The organism is Thiomonas sp. 13-64-67, from assembly GCF_002282795.1.
GTDB lineage: Bacteria > Pseudomonadota > Gammaproteobacteria > Burkholderiales > Burkholderiaceae_C > Thiomonas > Thiomonas arsenitoxydans.
The window spans coordinates 21,164-37,820 of sequence record NZ_NCKP01000068.1 but is presented as its reverse complement, the minus strand read 5'-3'; the positions used below and the strand labels follow the sequence as shown (position 1 = coordinate 37,820).

Genomic DNA, 16,657 nt, shown 5'->3' with positions numbered 1-16,657 from the left:
GAAGCCGTCTTGACCGTTTTGGATTTGCGGCAAGGGCTCGGCGAGCAGGGCGGTGAGGTCGTCGCCGCCGTTGCCCATCCAGTCCGTGGCGAAGAGGTGCTGGTTCTGGCGCACCACCGGGCCTTCGAAGCGCACGAACAGGTCGACCCAGGGGCCGTATTTCGCCTTGGGCAGGAAGGCGGGGTCGGCGCAGTTCTGGCTGCCGCTATAGGTCAGGCGGTTGTCGATGACCACGATTTTGCGGTGATTGCGCAGGTCGATGCGGCCCCGCAGCGCGCGCAGCAGCGGATTGCCCACGGGCAGCGCCCGCAGCACCTGCACGCCAGCGGCGGCCAGCGCAGGCCACTGCGTGCTGCGGATGAACGCGTGCGATCCGAGATCGTCCACCAGGGCGCGGCAGCTCACGCCACGCGCGGCGGCGCGGCGCAGAGCATCGGCCACGCGACGGCCGTTGCCATCGTCCAGCCAGATATAGAAGAGCAGGTGCACGCTGTGCTGCGCCGCGTCGATGTCGGCCACGATGCGGGCGATGGCGGCGTTCGAGTCGGCCATCAGTTCGGCTCGGTTGCCGCCGACCGCCGAGTAGCCGCTGATCGACGTGCCTAGGCGAAACAGCGGCGCGTCTTGGTCCGCTCGGCCCGTCGGCGGCCGATCTGGGTCGTGCCAAACAACAGATAGGCCAGAACGCCGAGGTAGGGAAAGGCCACCAGCATGAGCAGCCAGGCCACGCGCGACTCGGGCTGACGATGCGCGCGCAGCAGCACATGCACCGCGCAGGTCAGGGTCAGTGTGAGATGCAGCAGCAGGAAGAGCAGGGGCGTCATGCGAAGCTAGCCGGGCTCACACCCGCTCACTCCCACGGCGGCAGGGCGGCCTGTCGCAAATGCTGGCGCGCCTGACGATACTCGGGGTAGAGGCTGCCCACATGCGCCCAGAAGCGCGGGCTGTGGTTCATTTCGCGCAGATGCGCCACTTCGTGGGCGACGACGTAATCGACGAGTTGCGGGCTGAAGTGCAACAGACGCCAATGCAGGCGGATGCTGCCGTCGCTCTTGGCGCTGCCCCAGCGGGTAGTGGCCGCGCTGAGTTTCACCGCCGTCACGCGCACCCCGAGTTGGGACGCGAAATGCGCCACCCGCGCGCTGAACAGCCCCAGCGCCTGCCGCTGCAGCCAGGCGGCCACGCTGTCGCGTACCTGCTGCGCACTGCTGCCTTGCGGCAGGGGCAGGTGAAGTTCGGCGCGGGCTTCGTCCCACTGCAACTGGCTGGCGCCGCGCAGCCGCAGGGTGAGATGCTGGCCGAGATAGGGAATGCGGCCGCCATCGGCCCAGTCGATGCGCGCGGCCTGCAGCGCCTGCAGACGCTGTTCGCGCTGCCGCAGCTTGCGCTGCACCCAGGCGGCGTGCTGCTGCAGGAACTGGGCGATGGACGCGCCGCTGGCCAGGCGCGGGGCGTGCAGGCTGACGCCGCGGTCGTCCACCCGCAGCGCCAGGGTGCGGCGGGCGGCGCGATGCAGCGACCAGTCAAAACGGTGGATGCCGTCGTCATAACGCTGCGTCGGCACGCCAGCGCGGGGTATTGAGACCGGCGGCGGGGTTGGCGACGAACCTGGGGATGAGCTCACCGCGGCTCCTGGCGCCGGGGCGGCGATAGGGGCGGAGACGGGCGTCGGCTCGTCCCAGTCGAACAAACCCAGTTGCGCCGAGCCGGGCAAGGCGGCGCGGCCGGAAGACTCAGCGCGGGGCATGCGCGTAGGCCTGCGGATCGAGACGGCGCATTTCGGCCTCGATCCATCGTTCGACCTCGGCCATCATTTCGGCGGGCTTGCGGCCTTCGGGCGAAATGGGTTTGCCGATGGACACGTCCACCACGCCGGGGGTTTTGATGAAGGCCTGGCGCGGCCAGCAGCGCGCCGAAGTCACGGCGATGGGCACCACCTGCGCGCCGGTGGCGATGGCCAGCCGCGTGCCGCCTGTTTTATAGACGCCCTGCTCGCCGCGCGCAGTGCGCGTGCCTTCGGGAAACATGATGATCCAGTTGCCCTGCTTGAGAATCCGGCCGCCCTGTTTTTCCACCCGGCCGAACGCTTCGGCACGCTTGCTGCGGTCGATGTGCACCATGTCCAGCCGCCCCAGCGCCCAGCCGAAAAACGGCACATAGAGCAGCTCGCGCTTGAACACATAGGCCAGCGGACGCGGCATGATCAGCGGAAAGGCCAGCGTTTCCCAGGCTGATTGATGCTTGGACAGCAGGATGGCCGGGCCGTCCGGCAGGTTCTCCATGCCGGTGATATGGCTGCGTATGCCGCAAATCACGCGCGCACCCCAGACCGACAGATGCACCCAACCCAGGGTGAAGCGATACAGCCGCGTGCCACGAATGAAAATGGACAGAATCACCACGATGACCGCGTAAGGCACCACCGTCACGATCAGCCATGCCATGTAAAGCAGAGAACGGAAAAAACGCATGGCGGCTCGGTCACGCCGGGTCTGGCGTCTTGTCGGAGGTCTTTTCAGACTTCGCCTTGGGTTGTTCCAGCAGCCAGGCGGCGAAGGCCGCCAGATCGTCGTGCACCCGGGTGCCCGCGGGCAGATTGCCCAGATCGGCCAGACGCTCGCCCTTGCCGGTGCGCACCAGATGCAGCCCGCACCCCAGCGGCTCACCGGCCTGCAAATCACGCACGCTGTCGCCCACCGAAGGCACGCCTTGGAGATTCTCCAGCTCGTAGCGACGGGCGATGTCCTGGAACAAGCCGGGCTTGGGTTTGCGGCAGCTGCAGTGATCTTCCGGCGCGTGCGGGCAGAAGAAAATGGCGTCGATGCGCCCGCCCACCGCCGCCAGCGCTTTGTGCATTTTGCGATGGATGGCGTTGAGCGTGCTCATGTCGAACAGGCCCCGCCCAATGCCCGACTGATTGGTGGCCACCGCCACATGCCAGCCCTCGTGGTTCAGCCGGGCGATGGCCTCCAGGCTGCCGGGAATGGGCACCCACTCGTCGGGCGACTTGATGAAATCGTCGCTGTCTTGGTTGATGACGCCGTCGCGGTCGAGGATGAGCAGTTTCATGCCGTGATTGTCGTGCAGGATGGGACTCAGGCCGCAAGACGCGACAAATCTGCCACCTGGTTCATTGCCTCCTGCAACCGCGCCAGCAGCGCCAGGCGGTTGGCGCGCAGCGCGGGGTCTTCGGCGTTGACCATCACCTGGTCGAAGAAGGTGTCCACCGGCTCTTTCAGCGCGGCAAGCATCTTGAGCGCGGCGGTGTAGTCGCCTGCCGCGTAAAACTGCTGCACCTGCGGCGCCACGGCATTCAAGGCTTGTGACAAGGCGATTTCAGCGGGCTCGACCAGCAGATCGGCGTTGAAGCCGCTGCCGTCCTTCGCGCCTTCGGATTTGCGCAGAATGTTCCCCACCCGTTTATTGGCCGCGGCCAGCGCGGCGGCTTCTGGCAAGGCGGCGAAGGCGCGCACCGCTTCCAGGCGGCGCGGCACATCGGCCAGGATTTGCGGACTGAGGGCCAGCACCGCGTCCACCTCCTGCGCCGTCCAGCCCTGCTCGCGCAGCAGGTTGGCCAGACGGTCGTAGAGGAAGGTCTGCACATCGGCGCTGGGATCGGAGAACCCGGCCACGCCGCTGAACACCGGCACCGCGTCGCGCACAAAGCGCGTCAGCTCAATGCCTGCGCCGCGCTCCATCAACATGCGCAAAATGCCCAGCGCATGGCGACGCAGCGCGAACGGGTCCTTGTCGCCGGTCGGGCGTTCGCCGATGCCGAACAGGCCGACCAGGGTTTCGGTCTTGTCGGCCAGTGCCAGCGCAAAGCCCACGTCGCTGCGCGGGAGTTCGTCGCCAGAAAAACGCGGCTTGTAGTGGTCTTCGATGGCCTCGGCCACCCTGGCGTCTTCGCCATCATGCGCGGCGTAGTAACGCCCCATGATGCCCTGCAGCTCAGGAAACTCGCCGACCATGTCGGTCAGCAGATCGGTCTTGGCCAGCAGCGCGGCGCGTTCGGCCAGATCGACCGGAAAGGACGGCGGAATCTGCCTGGCAATGCCCCCCGCGAGCGCCTGCACCCGCCGCATGCGCTCGCCCTGCGAGCCCAGCTTGGCGTGATAGACCACCTTGTCGAGGCCGGGCACGCGGTCTTCGAGGCGCTTCTTGCGGTCTTGCTCGAAGAAGAATTGCGCATCGGCCAGGCGCGGGCGCACCACGCGCTCGTTGCCTTCGATAACCGCGCTGGGATCGGCCGGCGAGATATTGCTGACCACGAGAAAACGGTGGGTGAGCTTGCCCGCCGCGTCGAGCAGCGGAAAGTATTTCTGGTTGGCCTTCATCGTGAGGATGAGGCACTCCTGCGGCACGGCGAGAAAGGCCGGATCGAACTGGCACAGCAGCACGTTCGGGCGCTCGACCAGGGCGGTGACTTCGTCGAGCAGCGCGGCATCGTCGATGGGGTGCAGACCCGGCCCGGCCCGTCGCGCGGCGGCCTGCAGCTGCGCCGCGATTTCGGCACGGCGCGCGTCGAAGCTGGCGATCACTGCGCCTTGGTCTCGCAGTTGGTCGGCGTAGCTGTCGGCGTCGCGCAGCACAATGGGATCGGCCTGGGCCTCAAACCGATGGCCGTGCGTTTCGCGTCCAGCCGTCAGCCCCAGCGCCTGCACCGGCACGACGTCGACGCCATGCAGGGCGACCAGACCATGCGCGGGGCGCACAAACTTCACCGTCCTCGGCGAGCGCCTTCTGCAGGCCCTCGGCCAGTGAGGCGCCGGGCGCCACGGTGTCGATGAACAGGGTTTCGGCTTTGCCCTCGCCTTCGCGCCGCAAGCGGGGGGCAACGTCGGCACCCAGGCCCAGCGCGCCGAGCTTTTTGAGCAAGGCCGGGGTGGGCTTACCGTCGGCATCCAGCCCTACGGCCACGGGCATGAGCTTCTGCGCCACGGCCTTGTCGGCCGCCTTGGCAGCGACGGCGGGGATGCGCACGGCCAGTCTGCGCGGGCTGGCGTAGGGCGTCGGCTCGACGTCAGATGCGGCCAGTCCCTGAGACTGCAGACTCGCGGCCAGGGTGCGGGCGAAGGACTCGCCCAGCGCGGGCAGCGCCTTGGGCGGCAGTTCTTCAACGAAGAGTTCGACAAGCAGGTTCTGTGGGTTCATGGCGGGCAATTGCAGGCCGCCGCCGGCCCGCGACAGCAGCGCGGGCACGGCGTGCGGCAGACGTCAGGCGGCTTTCTTCTGGGCGAGTTGGGCAGAGACTTCGTCGGCCCAGGCGCGGGGCGCCAGCGGGAAACCCAGACGGGCGCGACTGTCGAGGTATTCCTGCGCCACGCCGCGCGCCAGGTTGCGAATGCGGCCGATGTAGGCGGCGCGTTCGGTGACGGAAATCGCGCCGCGGGCGTCGAGCAGATTGAAGCTATGCGCCGCCTTGAGCACCTGTTCGTAAGCGGGCAGCGCCAGTTGCGCGGCCATCAGCGCCTTGGCCTGCTTTTCATGCGCGGCGAAGGCGGTCAGCAGAAAGTCCACATCGCTGTGCTCGAAGTTGTAGGCGCTCTGCTCGACTTCGTTCTGGTGGAACACGTCGCCGTATTTGAGAAGGGTACGAGCGCCGCCGGGCCGCCCCAAGGCGCTCGCGCCCCCTGGCGCGGCAGCCGCTTCACCGGCGACCTCGGTTTCGGTCCAGACGAGGTCATACACGCTCTGCACGCCCTGCAAATACATGGCCAGGCGCTCCAGGCCGTAGGTGATCTCGCCGGTCAGCGGCTTGCAGTCGATGCCGCCGACTTGCTGGAAATAGGTGAACTGGGTGACTTCCATGCCGTTGAGCCAGACCTCCCAGCCCAGCCCCCAGGCGCCCAGCGTGGGGTTCTCCCAGTCGTCTTCGACAAAGCGGATGTCGTTGGTCTTCAGGTCGAAGCCCAGCGCCTGCAGACTGCCGAGATAGAGATCGAGGATGTTGTCGGGCGCGGGTTTGAGCACCACCTGAAACTGGTAGTAATGCTGCAGCCGGTTGGGGTTGTCGCCGTAGCGGCCATCTTTCGGGCGACGACTGGGCTGCACATAGGCGGCCTTCCACGGCTCGGGGCCGAGGGCGCGCAGAAAGGTGGCGGTGTGGCTGGTGCCGGCGCCCACTTCCATGTCGTAGGGCTGAAGAACGGCACAGCCCTGCCGGGCCCAATAGGTTTGCAGGGTGAGTATGAGGTCTTGAAAGGTGCGCATGGAATCGGCCTTGAAGAAGGCGCCATTGTAGAAACCCGCCGCTACGCAATGCGCAGCAGCAGGCATGGGGGCGCCCTCCTCAGGGATTGCCGCCCAGCGAAGGCAGGATGGCCCCCGGCTGCAGAGACGGCGGGGGCGCCACGGGCTGGGCCACCGCTGCCGGGTGCGTGCCCGGCCCCTGACCGCGCACGCTGACAGTGGAAGTGCCCACCGGCACGCCGCCGGGTCCGACCAGCATGCCGCCGCTGCCGGTGCTGATGCCACCTGCAGCCAGCGGCGCCGAAGAGGGCGCTGACAGCGGCATCTGGGCGTCGATGGCCAGCGGCGGGAAATTCTGCAGAAAGTAGCCGCTCACCGCGCCCGGGCCATTGGAGGCAAAGCCGGTGGCCGGGTTGACCTGCGACATGATCACTCCAGACGGCACCGGCCAGGGTACGTCGGGCTTGCCCTGCAGCGCGACGCGCATGTAGTCCATCCAGATCGGCAGCGCGGCCTTGGCGCCCTGCTCGCCGCGGTACAGGTCGCGCTGGTTGTTGTAGCCCATCCAGGTGATGGCGACCAGATCGGGGTTGAAGCCGTCGAACCAGGCGTCGTGAAAATTCTGCGAGGTGCCGGTCTTGCCCGCCAGATCGATGCGGCCTAGCGACAGCGCCGCCGCGCCCGTACCGTGCTGAATCACCGCCTGCATCATCTGCGTGGTGAGGAAGGCATTGGCCGCGCTGATGATGCGCGGCGCGTTCTGACCCGCGATTTCCGGCTTGTGGACATAGACCTCGGCGCCGTGAGCATCGACGATGCGTTTGATGAGATAGGGCTGCACCAGCGAGCCGCCATTGGCGAACACCGCATAGGCCGTGGCCATCTGCAGGGGCGTGAAGCTGCCCGCGCCCAGCACCATGGTGGGATAGGGCGGAATCTGGTCGAGCGGCAGGCCGAAGCGCGAGGCGAACTGGCGGGCGTAGGGAATGCCCACGGCCAGCAGCACCTTGACCGCGCAGACGTTGTCGGAATGCGCCAGCGCCAGGGTGGCGGGAATGGCGCCGAGCTGCTCGTTGTCGTAGTTGTGCGGCGTCCACGGCGGCAGCCCCGGGCCTTGCGAAATGGTGATGGGCGAATCGTCGATGACGGTCGTGGGCGCCAGGCCCTCGTCCACCGCGGCGGAATAGATGAAGGGCTTGAAGCTCGAACCGGGCTGGCGGAAGGCCTGATTCACATGATCGAACTTCTCGTGGTTGTAGTCGAAGCCGCCCACCCAGGCGCGCACCGCGCCGTCATGCGGATCGACCGACACCAGCGCCGACTGCACATCGGGCATCTGCGCGATGCGCCAGCCCTTGGCCAGCTTCTGCAGCCAGACCACGGCGCCACGATCGATGCGCAATTTGTCAGTGGCTTTGGGTGACAGGCCCGCAGCGGCGAAGCGCAATGCATCGCCGCTGAGTTCCACCGTGTTGCCCGATTCGAGCACGGCCTCGACCAGCTTGGGGCTGGCGTGCAGCACCACGGCCGGATGCAGACTGCCGGCCGCGTCGTAAGGCTTGAGCGCCTTGACCGCCACGCCGAGCGCATCGGCATCGTGCGCGGGCAGATCGATGCGCGCCTGCGGTCCGCGCCAGCCGTGGCGCTGGTCGTAGGCCAGCACCCCGGCGCGTACCGCGTCCACCCCCGCCTTCTGGTCACGGTCGTGCAAGGTGGTGTAGACCTTATAGCCGTCGGTGTAGGCCGATTCGCCGAAGCGCGCCACCATGATCTCGCGCACCTGCTCGGCGGCGTAATCGGCGTCCACCTTGTAGCGCAGCAGACCTTGCCCGGACACCACATTCAGAGGCGCCTGCATGGCGTCGTCATACTCCGCCTGGGTGATGTCGCCCAGCACTTTCATACGGCCGAGCACGTAACGCTGGCGAATGAGCGCGGCCTTGATATTGGTCTGCGGGTTGAAGGCCGAGGGCGCCTTGGGCAAACCCGCGAGCACGGCCGCCTGCGCCAGCGTGAGCTGGTCGAGCGGCTTGCCGTAATACACCTGCGCCGCCGCCGCCACGCCGTAGGCGCGCTGGCCGAGATAGACCTGATTGAGATAGCGCTCAAGAATCTGATTCTTGCTCAGCTCATGCTCGATCTTGTAGGCCATCAGCGCTTCGGTGAACTTGCGCAGCGGCGTTTTTTGCGGGCTGAGATAGAAGTCGCGCGCCACCTGCATGGTGATGGTGGACGCGCCCTGCACGGCCGCCCCGTGCATCAGGTCGGCCAGGGCGGCGCGAAACACGCCCGTCCAGTCCACCGCGCCGTGCTCGTAAAACTGCGAGTCTTCGGCGGCGAGAAAGGCCTCGCGCACCTGTAGCGGAATCTGCTCAAACGGCACCACGGTGCGGCGCTGCACGCCAAACTCGCCGATCAGCGTGCCCTCGGCCGAATACACCCGCAGCGGCAGATCCGGGCGGTAGTCGGTCAGTTCGCTCAGCGCGGGCAAACGCGGATAGAGCATGACCACGGCAAACACCAACGCCAACAGCCCGGCCACGCCCAGCAGCAAGGCGCCGAGCAAAAATTTGAGCCAGAGTGGGCGGGAACGCACAGCGCGCTTGGGGCGCTTGTCGCGGCCTGCAGGCGGCTTGGGAGAACCCGCAGGGGCGGAGTCAGCAGAGGTACTCATAGTCGCGGGGCATGATAGCCGCCGCATCCGCTAAAACACCCGCCATCCTGTGAGCAGTTGTGACCCGACGTAACGATCTGCGCGGCGCGCCCTCATTGCGCCGGGGGATAGGTCGGGGGATAGGCCGGCTGCGGCTGATAGCTCGGCTGTTGAGGCGCCGGCTGGTAAGACGGCTGCGCGGGATAGGCCGGGGGCGGAGGCGGCGCCACATATCGCGGCGCCGCATAACCCGGCACCTGCGCTCCTCTTGAGTACATGCACTGCTGATACGCAATGTTGTAAGCGCGCTGCGCACTGCCCTGCGTGTCGCCATAAGACCCCGCACCGCCCGCGCTGCCCGCGAGCAGGCCGATGCCCGCGCCCACGCCGGCCCCCTGGCTGTTGCCGCCGATCAGCGCCCCGGCCGCGGCCCCGATGCCGGTGGCAAGGGCTGCCGAGGTCACGCCGGAATTGCTCGCGCCGCCTTGGTAGGGCGCGGCCTGCTGCTGCGCAAACTGGCGACAGCTCGCATCAATCGCCTGAAACTGCTCGAAAGGCATACCCGGCGCCGGCATGACCGCAATCGTGGGCCCGAGCGGCGCGGTGGCACAGCCCCCCAGCACGAGCGCGCCCACAGCGGCAGGAAGAAGAAACAGGGGACGGGAAAACCGAAGGTTTCGATAAATTCGCATGATGCTTCCTCGATAGATCGTTATAAAAAGTGGAAAGCGTGAATCATTTGGCTGGCGGCGGCGGCGGAGGCGACGAGGCAGGCACCGGCGTCCACCCGCCCGGGCAGACCGAGACATAGGGGTAGTAGCCCGCCGGGTTCTGGCAGTAGTACCAGAACGACTGTGGCGCCGGGCCGGGCGGCAGCGACTGCACCACCACCGGCTGCCGCTCCACCACCACCGGAGGGCTCCAGGTGGACCAGCTGCCATAACCCGGATAAGGCTCATACCAACCGCCACCCCAGCCAGATCCCCAACCCGGCCCCCAGCCTGGCCCCCAGGTCGAGCCGTAGTAAGCCGGCACGCCAATACCGATACTCCAATGCACGCGCGCCTGAGCCAGGCCCGGCACGAGCAAAGCCCCGACCGCCGCGGCGGCCAGCAAAACCATCTTGATTCGGGATAAGGGATGCATATCAACTCTTTTCTGTTTGGAACGCGACCGCCTGACCAAGTTCCGCCACACGCCCACAACCATGCCCACCACAGGCTTTGCACTTTAACGAGCATCAGCCCCCAATGGGGGACAACCCATGGGGTGCGGGGAATGCAAATTTTTAATGCGGATTGATTGCAGACTGTTTCTGGTCAACAGCTTGGCATGTGCGCGCGTTACAGTTGCGGCCGCAGCGCGACCTGATGGCCCGCATTCGGGGGCTGTAACACGTATTCCTGAGTGCTTCCTTGGTGATCTGATGCGTAAATTCCTGTTTGTTTTCACGGTCTTGTTGGCGCAGACCGGTTTGGCGCAGGCCAAGGACGATGTGGTGGTGGTGCTCGATTCGGGCGACGCCCGCATCACTCTGATCAACCAGGACACCCGTCAGCCCATCGGCAGCTTTGCCACCGGCAAGGAGCCGCATCACCTGATGGCCACGCCGAACAATCAAGACCTGATCGTCGCCAACGCGGTAAGCGGCGACCTCATGCTGCTCAACCCGCAGACGGGCAAGCCCATCGGTAACGTGCCCAATATTCCCGACCCTTACCAGATCGGTTTTTCGCCCGATCACCGCTGGTTCGTGGTGAACTGCCTGCGCCTGAACCGGGTGGACATCTACAGCTACGACCAGGGCAAGTTCCTGCTCGCCAAGCGTATTCCCCTCAAGTCGCTGCCCAGCCACATGGCGTTCACCGCCGACAGCAAGACGGTGTACATCAGCCTGCAGGAAACCAATTCGGTGGCCGCCATCGACTTGCCCACGCAAACCGTGATGTGGACGCTCAAAGTGGGCGAAACCCCGGCTGGGCTGTGGCTGACGCCGGGGGATAAAACCCTGTTGGTCGCGCTGACCGGCAGCGATGCGGTGGTGGCCGTTGACCCGCGTACCCGCACGGTGTTCAAGCGCATCGTTACCGGCAAGGCGGCGCACAACTTCCGCTCCCTGGCCGACGGGCGGCATGTGCTGGTGAGCAACCGTGTGTCCGACACCATCAGCATTCTCGACATGGACACCCTCACCAAGGTGGGCGACATCACCGGTCTGCGCCCAGGGCCGGACGATATGGAGCTGTCCGCCGACCGCCGCTGGCTGTGGGTGACCTTCCGCTTCGCCCGCTCGGTGGGCGTGATCGACATGGACACGCGCAAGCTGGTGGATGTGATTCCGGTGGGCAAGTCGCCGCATGGCATCTACTTCTACAACCGCGCGCCGTTCTACGACAACCTGCCGCCGCTTTCCACACTGGCGCTACAGCAGGCTGCGTCACTGCAGCTGAAGCCGACCCCGACCATCGCCGCCACGCGCTGACTTCCTGCCCCCCACCGCCATGCTCAATCCGCTCGACTGGATCAGCCACGCCACCAGCCTGCTCATCGGCGAGGCGCAGACCTGGGTGTTCGTCACCCTGGTGCAGCCGGTGCTCTACCACTTTCACCTCATGGTGGATGACGATTTCGCCTATGACGGCGTGCTGTGGTTTCTCGCCGGGCTGCTGCAGATCGGCGTGGTCTACGCCGTGTTGCGGCCGCTCGAAGCGCTGCGGCCACTTGAAGTCTGGCCCAACCGCCGCGCGGTGCGGGTGGATGTGCTCTACACCTTCATCAACCGCCTGGGGCTGATCAATTTGGTGTTGTTTTTCACCCTGCAACCCGCGTTTGACAGCCTGCAGGAATGGTTCCGTCTGCGCGGGGTGGACAACCTCAACCTCGACGCGCTGTGGCCCGGCATCACCGACCGACCGCTGATCAGCTTCCTGATCTACCTCGTCGTGCTCGATTTCGCCGGTTACTGGTATCACCGCGCCCAGCACCAGATCCAGTGGTGGTGGGAACTGCACGCGGTGCACCACAGCCAGCGTCAGCTTAGCCTGTGGTCGGACGATCGCAACCATGTGCTCGACGACGTGCTGATGGCGGCATTTTTCGCCGCGCTGGCGCTGTTGATCGGCGTGCCGCCCAACCAGTTTGTCCCCGCGATTTCACCGCCTGCACCACGCGGTGGGCTACGGCCACGAGCTCGGCCACCAGAACAATGCGCGGCTCTACGGCTGCAATTTCGGCGTGCTGCTGCCGTGGTGGGACCTGCTGTTCCGTTCGGCCGACTTCACTACCCCGCTGCAGCCCACCGGCGTGCGCGCCCAGCTTGCCGCGCCAGACGGCCAGGGCGTCGATTACGGCGAAGGCTTCTGGGCGCAGCAGTGGCTCGGTCTTCGGCGCATGGGGCAGCGGCTGTTTGCGCGAGTGGCCGCCACAGACCTCGCAGACCGTCAGCCCGGGTGACACTGGGCCTGACCGGGGCCGATGCAGGCATCGGTCTCGATCTGCACGGTGGCGTGCTCGATGTCGAGCGCGTCGTGCAGCCGCGCATGCACGGCGCGCAGCGTGGCCTGCGGATCAGCGGCCGCGTCGAGCCGCACATGCAGCGTGACCATCGGCTCGGCGCCGTCGAGCGACCAGACATGCACATGATGTGCGCTAGCCACCCCCGACACGTCTGAGAGCGCCTCGCGCACCTGCGCCGCGGTGAGTCCGGGCGGCGCGCCTTCGAGCAGCACATGGGCGCTGTCGCGGGTCAGGCGCCAACCTGATCGCAAAATGAGCACCGACACCAGCAGCGACAGCAGCGGATCGGCTATCGTCCAGCCAAACGCCAGAATCAACCCCGCCGCCGCAATGGCCGCCGCCGAACCCAGCAGATCGGACAGCACATGCAACCGGGCGCCGCGCTCGTTGAGCGACTCACCCCCGGTGAGGGCGAACAGCGCGGCGAGATTGGCTACGGCGCCCAGCACGGCGATGACCAGCATCCAGCCGCCTTCCACCGCCTCGGGTAGCCACAGGCGATACAAAGCCTCGGCTACGAGGCCTGCGGTCAAAACCAGCAGCGCCAGCCCGTTAACGAAGGCCGCCAGCGTCTGCCAGCGGCCGTTGCCGTAGGTCATGGCCGCCTTGGGCGCGCGCGCGCTCAGGCGAATGGCGATGAGTGCGAACAGCAGGGCGGCGCTGTCGGCCGCCATGTGCACCGCGTCAGACAGGAGGGCGAGCGAATTGACCCACCAGCCCCCCACCGCCTCGACCGCGGTGAACGCCAGCAACACCGCCAGCGCCCACGCCAGCCGCTGCGCACTCGCACCCCGGGCGTGGTCGTGGCCTGAGTGTGCATGCGGGTGCGCGTGAGAGTGGGCATGATCGTGACCATGCCCCTCGTGCGCGGAATCACCCGCGGGGTGCCCGTGCATGACGATTCAGACGCCCCAGACCACCGGGGTATCCGCCTGCTGGCAGCGCTTGAGCATCTGGATAAACGGCCAAGCGCGCTGCTTCAGGCCGATCGGCTGGGCGGAGGAAACCACCTGCCCGTCGGCCGTCGCAGACTCCACGGCCGCGCTGCGCGCCTGCTCTTCCTCATTAACGGCAGCTTCGAGCGCGGCGATGGCTGCGGGCATTTCGGTCGGCTCGATGATGCCCTGCGGCTCGGCCGATTTACCGATGATGGACAAAATGCGCTGAGCCGGGCCGACGTTCATGAACAAATCGCTATCGGCCTTCGATTGAAACTTGTAGATCATGGGAATGTGCTCCATTCAGCGAGACGCCGACGCGCCGTCTCTACGCCGCATTGTGCCCGCCCGAAGCCGGCGCTGTCATGCGGAGGTTCCGCAGCGCCTTGGGTCAAGCATCCTGAACGCCCCCAGGGCCGGGCTGCGACGTTTTGCCGCGCCACTTTGCCGTGCACTGACAACACCCGGCCCTAGGGAATTCCCTGACCTTGCTCCAAATCAAAAAAATGAGATACATCGACGCCTATCCTTGCACAGCGAAGACCCACGGATCGACACAACAGGAGCGCCAAAATGATCGACACCCTCGTCGTGGACTTATCGCGGTGGCAATTTGCCTCCACCGCGCTATACCACTTCCTTTTCGTCCCCCTCACCCTGGGCATCAGCTTCATGATCGCCGCCATGGAGACGGTTTACGTCACCACCGGCAAGACGATCTACCGCGACATGACCCAGTTCTGGGGCAAGCTGTTTCTCATCAACTTCGCCCTGGGCGTGGCCACCGGCCTGACCATGGAGTTCGAGTTCGGCACCAACTGGTCGTTCTATTCCAGTTTCGTCGGCGATATCTTCGGCGCTCCGCTGGCGATTGAAGGGCTGATGGCCTTCTTCATGGAATCCACCATGATCGGCATGATGATCTTCGGCTGGAAGCGCCTGACCAAAGGTCAGCATCTGCTGGTGACCTATCTGGTGGCGATCGGCTCCAATCTGTCGGCCTTGTGGATTCTGGTGGCCAACGGCTTCATGCAAGACCCGCAAGGCGCCGCGTTCAACCCGGTGACCATGCGCATGGAACTCACCAATTTCGGCGCGCTGATTTTCAGCCCGGACGCGCAGGCCAAGTTCGTGCACACCAGCATCGCCGGCTACGTCACCGCCGCCGTGTTCGTGGCCGGGGTGAGCGCCTGGTACATGGTGCGCAACCGCCATATGGATCTTGCCCGTCGTTCCTTCCGCATGGCGGCCCTGTTCGGCGTGCTGTCCACTGCCGGGGTCATCACCCTGGGTGACGCGCTGGGTTTCGTCGGCGCGCATGCGCAGCCGTCCAAGCTCGCCGCCATGGAAGCCATGTGGCAAACCGAGGCTGCGCCTGCTCCGTTCAATGTGGTGGCTTGGCCGTCGCAAAGCGAGCAGAAGAACGTCTGGTCCATCCAGGTGCCGTATGTGCTCACGCCGCTGCTGACTCACACCCTCACCAAGGTCGTGCCGGGCGTTGACCAGATCGAGGCGGACGCGAGACAGCGCATCAAGGACGGCATTCCGGCGGTGGAAGCGCTCAAGCTGTTGAGCAAGAACCCCAACGATGCCGCCGCCATGGCGCAGTTCAAAGCGCACGAGAAAGACCTGGGCTACGGTTTCCTGGTGACCCGCTACGCGCCTGACCAAGACGTTTCCAAGGCCACCGATGCGGATATTGCCAAGGCCGCCAAGGACACCATCCCCGAAGTCTCGGTGATTTTCTGGACCTTCCGCATCATGGTGGGCCTGGGTCTGCTGATGCTGGCTTACTTCGTCTACGCCGCCATGCTCACCATCAGCGGCAAGCTGGAGCACCCGAAGAACCGCTGGTTCCTCAAATTCGCCCCGTGGATGATCCCCGTGCCCTTCCTCGCCTGCGAAATGGGTTGGGTCGTCGCGGAAGTGGGCCGTCAGCCCTGGACCGTGTTCGGCATGCTGCCCACCTGGATGTCTGCATCCAGCCATAGCGTGGGCTACATGATCTTCTCGCTGGTGGGCTTTGTGTCGCTCTACTCCATCTTCATCGCCGTCGAGATGTATCTGATGGTGCGCGCGATCAAGCAAGGGCCAGAAGAGCACGGCACGCCGTCCGCTCCGGCCATTCCCCAAGGCCGCAAACCCCAGCCGTCGTTCGGCGGTGGTTTCGCCCCCAACCCGGCCGCTCCGATGAGCGCCCATAAGGAGTAATAGTCATGGACTTGTATCTCATCCTTCAAGTCTTGTGGTGGGTCCTGCTCGGCGTGCTGTTCGTCGGGCTGGGCACCATGGTCGGCATGGACATGGGCGTGGGTACGTTGCTGCGCTTCATCGGCAAAACCGATACCGAGCGCCGCTCCATGCTCAACGCCATCGGACCCCACTGGGACGGCAATCAGGTGTGGTTCATCCTCGGCGGCGGCGCAATCTTCGCGGCCTACCCGCTGATCTATGCCACTTCGTTCTCCGGTCTATACGTGGTCATTCTGCTGCTGCTCTGGAGCATGATCGTGCGCCCGCTGGGGTTTGAATACCGCAGCAAGATCGCCTCGCCGGCCTGGCGTAACGCCTGGGACTGGACGCTGCTGCTCAGCGGCGCGCTGCCGATGATCATCTTCGGCGCCGCCATGGGCAATATGCTGATGGGCGTGCCCTTCCACTACGAGTGGAACCTGCGCTCGATCTACACCGGCAGCTTCATCTTCCTGTTCAACCCGTTCTCGGTGTTGGCCGGCCTGCTGTCGCTGTCGCTGTCGGTCTATATGGGTGGCGTGATGATGATGGGCCGCGCACCCGAACCCGTCGCGGGCCGTGCCCGCACTGCAGCGGGCTATGCCGCCCTGGCCGCCATCGTGCTGTTCGCGGTGCTCGGCGTGTGGGTCAGCATGGTCAACGGCTACAAGATCGTGAGCTTCCCCGGAGCCGGCGTGCCGCAAACTCCGCTGCAGCAGACGGTCGAACTGGTGCCCGGTGGCTGGCTGTCCAACTACAAGAGCTACCCCATCCTCTGGGCCGTGCCCTTGCTCGGTTTTGCCGGTCTGTTCTTCGGCTGGATGAGCGTGCGCGGCAACAAGCACACGCTGGCCTGGTGGCTGGGCGCGGTGTCGTGGATCGGGGTCATCGGCACCATCGGCGTGGCCATGTTCCCCTTCCTCATGCCGTCGAGCTCCAACCCCTCGCAAAGCCTGACCCTGTGGAATTCCATCTCCAGTGAAACCACGCTGCTGTGGATGACCGGCTGGACCGTGGTGTTCGTGCCCATCATCTTCTGGTACACCAGCTGGGCGTTCTACGTCATGCGCGGCAGGGTCGATCCGAAGGAAGTCGAAGCCGACCCCCACGCCTATTGAGCAAGGAT

Annotated in this window: 14 protein-coding genes and 2 pseudogenes; 4 read left to right on the top strand and 12 right to left on the bottom strand. The window is 65.8% G+C overall.

Annotation, left to right across the window (positions count from 1 at the left end; translation table 11 throughout):
* The 10 genes and pseudogenes from B7X30_RS13450 to B7X30_RS13405 all read right to left on the bottom strand — a co-directional run.
* Positions 1-552, bottom strand: a 552-nt coding sequence (locus B7X30_RS13450; RefSeq protein WP_286731175.1) for a phospholipase D-like domain-containing protein, incomplete at its 3' end; no start/stop codon positions are given.
* Positions 553-602: 50 nt separating this feature from the next.
* The gene (locus B7X30_RS13445) at positions 603-824 is read right to left on the bottom strand and encodes a PLDc N-terminal domain-containing protein (RefSeq protein ID WP_286731174.1); all 222 of its coding nucleotides are present in this window, start codon (positions 822-824) and stop codon (positions 603-605) included.
* Positions 825-850: 26 nt separating this feature from the next.
* Complete coding sequence (locus B7X30_RS13440; protein ID WP_286731172.1) at positions 851-1,747, bottom strand: M48 family metallopeptidase; 897 nt, start codon at positions 1,745-1,747, stop codon at positions 851-853.
* The gene (locus B7X30_RS13435; protein ID WP_286731170.1) at positions 1,734-2,471 is read right to left on the bottom strand and encodes a lysophospholipid acyltransferase family protein; all 738 of its coding nucleotides are present in this window, start codon (positions 2,469-2,471) and stop codon (positions 1,734-1,736) included. The genes B7X30_RS13440 and B7X30_RS13435 overlap by 14 nt, the downstream gene beginning before the upstream one ends.
* Before the next feature lie 10 nt (positions 2,472-2,481).
* Positions 2,482-3,069, bottom strand: coding sequence for a D-glycero-beta-D-manno-heptose 1,7-bisphosphate 7-phosphatase (gene gmhB, locus B7X30_RS13430; protein ID WP_013104179.1), 588 nt, complete (start codon positions 3,067-3,069; stop codon positions 2,482-2,484).
* A gap of 26 nt (positions 3,070-3,095) precedes the next feature.
* Positions 3,096-5,154 (bottom strand): annotated as a pseudogene (glyS, locus tag B7X30_RS13425) (glycine--tRNA ligase subunit beta).
* 63 nt (positions 5,155-5,217) lie between these two features.
* Positions 5,218-6,213 (bottom strand): glycine--tRNA ligase subunit alpha, encoded by a 996-nt coding sequence (glyQ, locus tag B7X30_RS13420; protein ID WP_286731177.1) that lies wholly within the window; start codon positions 6,211-6,213, stop codon positions 5,218-5,220.
* Between the two features lie 79 nt (positions 6,214-6,292).
* The gene (locus B7X30_RS13415) at positions 6,293-8,866 is read right to left on the bottom strand and encodes a penicillin-binding protein 1A (protein ID WP_286731169.1); all 2,574 of its coding nucleotides are present in this window, start codon (positions 8,864-8,866) and stop codon (positions 6,293-6,295) included.
* Positions 8,867-8,958: 92 nt separating this feature from the next.
* Positions 8,959-9,537: a hypothetical protein gene (locus tag B7X30_RS13410; RefSeq protein WP_286731167.1), complete on the bottom strand. Its 579-nt coding sequence runs from the start codon at positions 9,535-9,537 to the stop codon at positions 8,959-8,961.
* A 43-nt stretch (positions 9,538-9,580) separates the two neighbouring features.
* Positions 9,581-9,991, bottom strand: a complete 411-nt coding sequence (locus B7X30_RS13405) for a hypothetical protein (RefSeq protein WP_286731165.1) — start codon at positions 9,989-9,991, stop codon at positions 9,581-9,583.
* A 280-nt stretch (positions 9,992-10,271) separates the two neighbouring features.
* Here B7X30_RS13405 and B7X30_RS13400 point away from each other — a divergent pair, with 280 nt between their 5' ends.
* The gene (locus B7X30_RS13400; RefSeq protein ID WP_286731164.1) at positions 10,272-11,327 is read left to right on the top strand and encodes a YVTN family beta-propeller repeat protein; all 1,056 of its coding nucleotides are present in this window, start codon (positions 10,272-10,274) and stop codon (positions 11,325-11,327) included.
* Between the two features lie 19 nt (positions 11,328-11,346).
* Positions 11,347-12,298 (top strand): annotated as a pseudogene (locus B7X30_RS13395) (sterol desaturase family protein).
* Here the strand turns inward: B7X30_RS13395 and B7X30_RS13390 are convergent.
* The gene (locus B7X30_RS13390) at positions 12,286-13,257 is read right to left on the bottom strand and encodes a cation diffusion facilitator family transporter (protein ID WP_286731161.1); all 972 of its coding nucleotides are present in this window, start codon (positions 13,255-13,257) and stop codon (positions 12,286-12,288) included. The pseudogene B7X30_RS13395 and the gene B7X30_RS13390 sit on opposite strands and share 13 nt — an antisense overlap.
* A gap of 6 nt (positions 13,258-13,263) precedes the next feature.
* Positions 13,264-13,587 carry a DUF1840 domain-containing protein gene (locus B7X30_RS13385; protein ID WP_286731159.1) on the bottom strand — a complete coding sequence of 108 codons (324 nt, stop codon included), beginning with the start codon at positions 13,585-13,587 and terminating at the stop codon, positions 13,264-13,266.
* Positions 13,588-13,872: 285 nt separating this feature from the next.
* Here B7X30_RS13385 and B7X30_RS13380 point away from each other — a divergent pair, with 285 nt between their 5' ends.
* A complete protein-coding gene (locus tag B7X30_RS13380) occupies positions 13,873-15,510 on the top strand; it encodes a cytochrome ubiquinol oxidase subunit I (protein ID WP_286731156.1) in 1,638 nt (545 codons plus the stop codon).
* 5 nt (positions 15,511-15,515) lie between these two features.
* A complete protein-coding gene (cydB, locus tag B7X30_RS13375; RefSeq protein WP_286731154.1) occupies positions 15,516-16,649 on the top strand; it encodes a cytochrome d ubiquinol oxidase subunit II in 1,134 nt (377 codons plus the stop codon).
* Positions 16,650-16,657: the final 8 nt, after the last annotated feature.